The organism is Thiolapillus sp., assembly GCF_048562965.1.
Lineage (GTDB): Bacteria > Pseudomonadota > Gammaproteobacteria > Chromatiales > Chromatiaceae > Thiolapillus > Thiolapillus brandeum_A.
Window position 1 is genome coordinate 1 of sequence record NZ_JBHNMF010000340.1, and the last position, 3,544, is coordinate 3,544.

General features: G+C 48.6%; 4 protein-coding genes. All 4 read right to left on the reverse strand.

Going from position 1 to position 3,544, the window contains the following annotated elements:
• The coding region (gene pglZ / locus ACOCD2_RS14415; RefSeq protein WP_293652581.1) for a BREX-1 system phosphatase PglZ type B at positions 1 to 1,526 on the reverse strand (1,526 nt) is incomplete at its 3' end.
• Positions 1,523 to 2,296, reverse strand: coding sequence for a hypothetical protein (locus ACOCD2_RS14420; protein ID WP_293648931.1), 774 nt, complete (start codon positions 2,294 to 2,296; stop codon positions 1,523 to 1,525). The genes pglZ and ACOCD2_RS14420, both read right to left, overlap by 4 nt.
• The gene (locus ACOCD2_RS14425; RefSeq protein ID WP_293652579.1) at positions 2,293 to 3,264 is read right to left on the reverse strand and encodes a transcriptional regulator; all 972 of its coding nucleotides are present in this window, start codon (positions 3,262 to 3,264) and stop codon (positions 2,293 to 2,295) included. Before ACOCD2_RS14425 ends, ACOCD2_RS14420 begins: the two co-directional genes overlap by 4 nt.
• A gap of 89 nt (positions 3,265 to 3,353) precedes the next feature.
• Positions 3,354 to 3,544: hypothetical protein (locus ACOCD2_RS14430; RefSeq protein ID WP_419598576.1), on the reverse strand; the 191-nt coding region annotated here is incomplete at its 5' end.

Below are 3,544 nucleotides of genomic sequence, written 5' to 3' on the forward strand. Positions count from 1 at the left end.
TTATCATCTTCACCATCAATTAAATGACGTACCGGAGATACAGCTGCTTTCCCTGTTGCCGTTACACTCGGCAGTGCCGCCCAGTTTTGCGCCTCTGTTACCTCCAAGCCCTCAGAGATCAGCAGCCGCTCCAGGCGCTTGGCAGTATCAAAGCGCAATCCGTCCACAAACAGCACACACTGCCCTTCCAATGGAACGCCAGGTGATTGACTTTCAATCGTTCCGCCCGGGTAACCGTTTTCATTGACCTGTTGCTGCAAGTAAAGAGCCGAGTCTTCAAGCCAGGGAAGATACACAGATCGTATTGCCACACGAATTGCATCCAAGTGCTGTTTATCTTTGACGACCTCCAGCACCCGTAAAATTGCATCGTCTGCTTTCCAACCTGAAGTGGAAAAACCTGTCTCGAGATCATCGATGGTACCGGCGTTCAATCCGGTTTCGGTCACCTTGGCTACCACAGATAGATACTGCATTGCCCGAGCAAGTGGTGCCTGATCCAGTTCTGCCCAAACCAAGCGTCTGCGCTCCTGGTGTATTTCTTCAAGCTGCAGTATTCGCTTACGCGCTTCATGCGGAGGCAGTTGTTCAAGTGCCTTCAAATCATTCAGCAGAATCTTCTCTTGCTGTTCATTCCACTGGGGCCAGCCTGAGGCTGACTCCGCATTAGCCAAGAGATCGAAAACAGGAGGATTGCATTTTGTAATCTGCTTGGGGATATTGGGATAACGATGTGGCGCCTCACAGAATCGTTGCCAAACCGTTTTCCACGGGCCTTCCTGCAGGGCTAACCTTTCCGCGCCTGCCAATACACCTTCTTTCTGAGGATTGAATCCTAACTGCGATTCGATAACTTGCACGAAAGCCTGCCAGGCATTCTCCCCCTGACTCTCAACAAATGCCTCCCCCTGGTCCAACCAATACAGCAAGTCACGAACAGGATCACCACCTGTCAGTAAGGTATTGAAGTAATCCTTGTCCAGACGTTTTCCTTTGAGTAGGGCGAGATCCTCTTCCAGCAATCGATACAACGCCAATTGCATGGCATGCTTGGTCTTTACGTCCTGCGCTACATCCAGTCCCAACCCACCTTGGTCGGATTTGAGAAACGCCAGGATAGTCCAATCTTTGGCGTTGATCTGTGACCAAATCACCCCTCGGTACTGCAACTCCGCCAAGGGTTTCAACTGTTCATCACAGCTCTCTACTGCCCTCAGATCCTGGCGACTCACGCCCGGCAAATACAATATTGGCGTAGTGTTAGGGGAAAGACTGACCTCATCTACTAATCCGGCTATGGCGCATCGCAACCAAATAGCCGGGCCAGTACGCGCTTCAGTATCATAGGGGCCTAACACCAAGAGTTCAGAAAGCTCAGACTGCAACCTGGGTATGATCGCCTCCCACTGACGACTTTTATCAGGCCAAAGCACACAGGCGGGTTTCACCTGTACATCTGGATTGAACACGCTGGCACGGCTCAAAGCAGAAACTAATGCATCCCCAATGGTTTTCGAGCCTTTCATATTGACGATTCCTCCAGCCCGTAAATCAACTTGAGCTGATCAACGACATCGGTAACACTCAATCCGGAAAGGCCAAAAGGTTTAAGAGATAAACTCGCATCTTTTCCCACCTCAACCAAAAACATTCTCATGTCCTGGACTATCTCTTGAGGTAATGCAACCCGCAAACCAGGATCAATAATTTGAAATAAACGAAATATGTCGTTCTTATGTTTCTTGATATTTTTGGAATCGATGGCCTCTCCTTGCGCTTTTCGGCTCGTCAAATCCAGCCATGCTCGCGCTTTCAACGGAATAATACATTCCGGTCGAATCACGGGTATGCCGTCAAGCTCTATGATGTGTTGATGCAAAAAATGGTAATAGTCGTCATTGAGCAAAATCGCAGAAAGGCTGGACACATCATCATCAATGGGAATGGGCGTTAAATGGCTGTCATCACCCAGTACCATGCCCTCGGGGTTTCTGGAAAACAACTCCAGCATTACCGGGTAATCTTGATTCTTGGGATTCTTAAAACGATAAAACACCTTCTCGCCCGTACTGCGCTCTTGAATCTCGTAGTTGCCCGCTTCGACAAAATCCCAAAATGCTTTCGCAAAACCTGCATCCAGCGCCTCAATACACAATACGATATCCAGGTCTTTGGTCGCTCGAAAATTTACACCTGCATCGGCCATCACCAAATCAGAGGCGGCTCCTCCAATGAGCACATAGCGATCTGTAAAATCGGCAAAATGCGCTCGAAATACGTCCAATCCTCGGATCATAGGTAATGCTCCATCATTTTCTCCAGAGCCATTTCAACTCGCTCATCCGCTTCATCACGCAAACTCAGATATAAAGAAAAAGGATCGACCCTTTCCTCAACCACGAGGATCCTTGGGTCATATCGCCAAATTTGCATCAAGCAGGAACCTTCATCTTCTACGGGAATGGTTTCGATGCCAGCCATTTGCATTTCCTTCCACAAGGCCTGGCTCACTGCGAACTCAGGATGAAATGGCTCGGCCAACATCGAGTATCGGGACAACGCAGTCATTCCCGCTGGTAGCAATTTACCTCCCTGAACGTCTCGTAAAAAAACACGTTCATTCTTGCTGACCGGACTGCGTAACCGAGAGAAAGCCTTTTCCCATAATATTTTTCTATCTTCTGGAAAAAAAATAAGCCGTTCTCGGCCAACACGCTCGATTTTTCCCACCTCGCTGGCTTCCAATTCGTTCAACGCCCGACTCATGGTCATGGCGCTATACCCCAGCAAATTGGACAATTCCAATGGCGTAACGGGTTTGCTCATTCTCCCCAGCAACCCGTGAATGAGCACCACCTGGGTAGCCGGGCTATATCTCTCCACAGAAGTAGGAAGTTCCCGATCTGAACGCGAACGCAACTCCATTCCAACAGACGGCAAATACATCTGCGTATACGGAACAACAAAAGCGATTCGCTGTTGAATCAAGCGCTTTCGCAAATAGGCGGGTAATGCCTGCGCAACCACACATACATCGTCTGGGTCGATGACTGGCACTTGACGCAAATGCTTCAAAAATTGAGCCGGCCTGAATTCATCACTGTGTTGCAAAAAAATGGCCGTGAATTTGGCAGAACCCACCCACAAGTCGTACAACGCATACTGGCGGGAAAAAAAATACGGCAAAGCAACATGCTGCAACGGCTTTGTCCGGATATCAAAGCCTGTCACCTCTGACAGGTAGGATTTCAATTTTGCAGCCAACTGCTCCACAGGCACCTCGGTAACAACCATAGCGAACGATAACATTGTTATTGTTATCGTGCAATAATATCGTTATCTTACTGTTTTTACTAGAAATGATACTTTTCTCTGCGCCGTCGAAATGCTTCTTCTGTTCCTTCCATGATATCCAGCACGGCTTTAGTGACAGCACCTTGGTCTAGTCCCCCTTGAACCCGTACTTCTCCACGCCCGTCATTCGCTTGGAAGGCGTAGATCAATTCCGCATCACCATTGACCGGCAAATTTGCATTATGGGTTG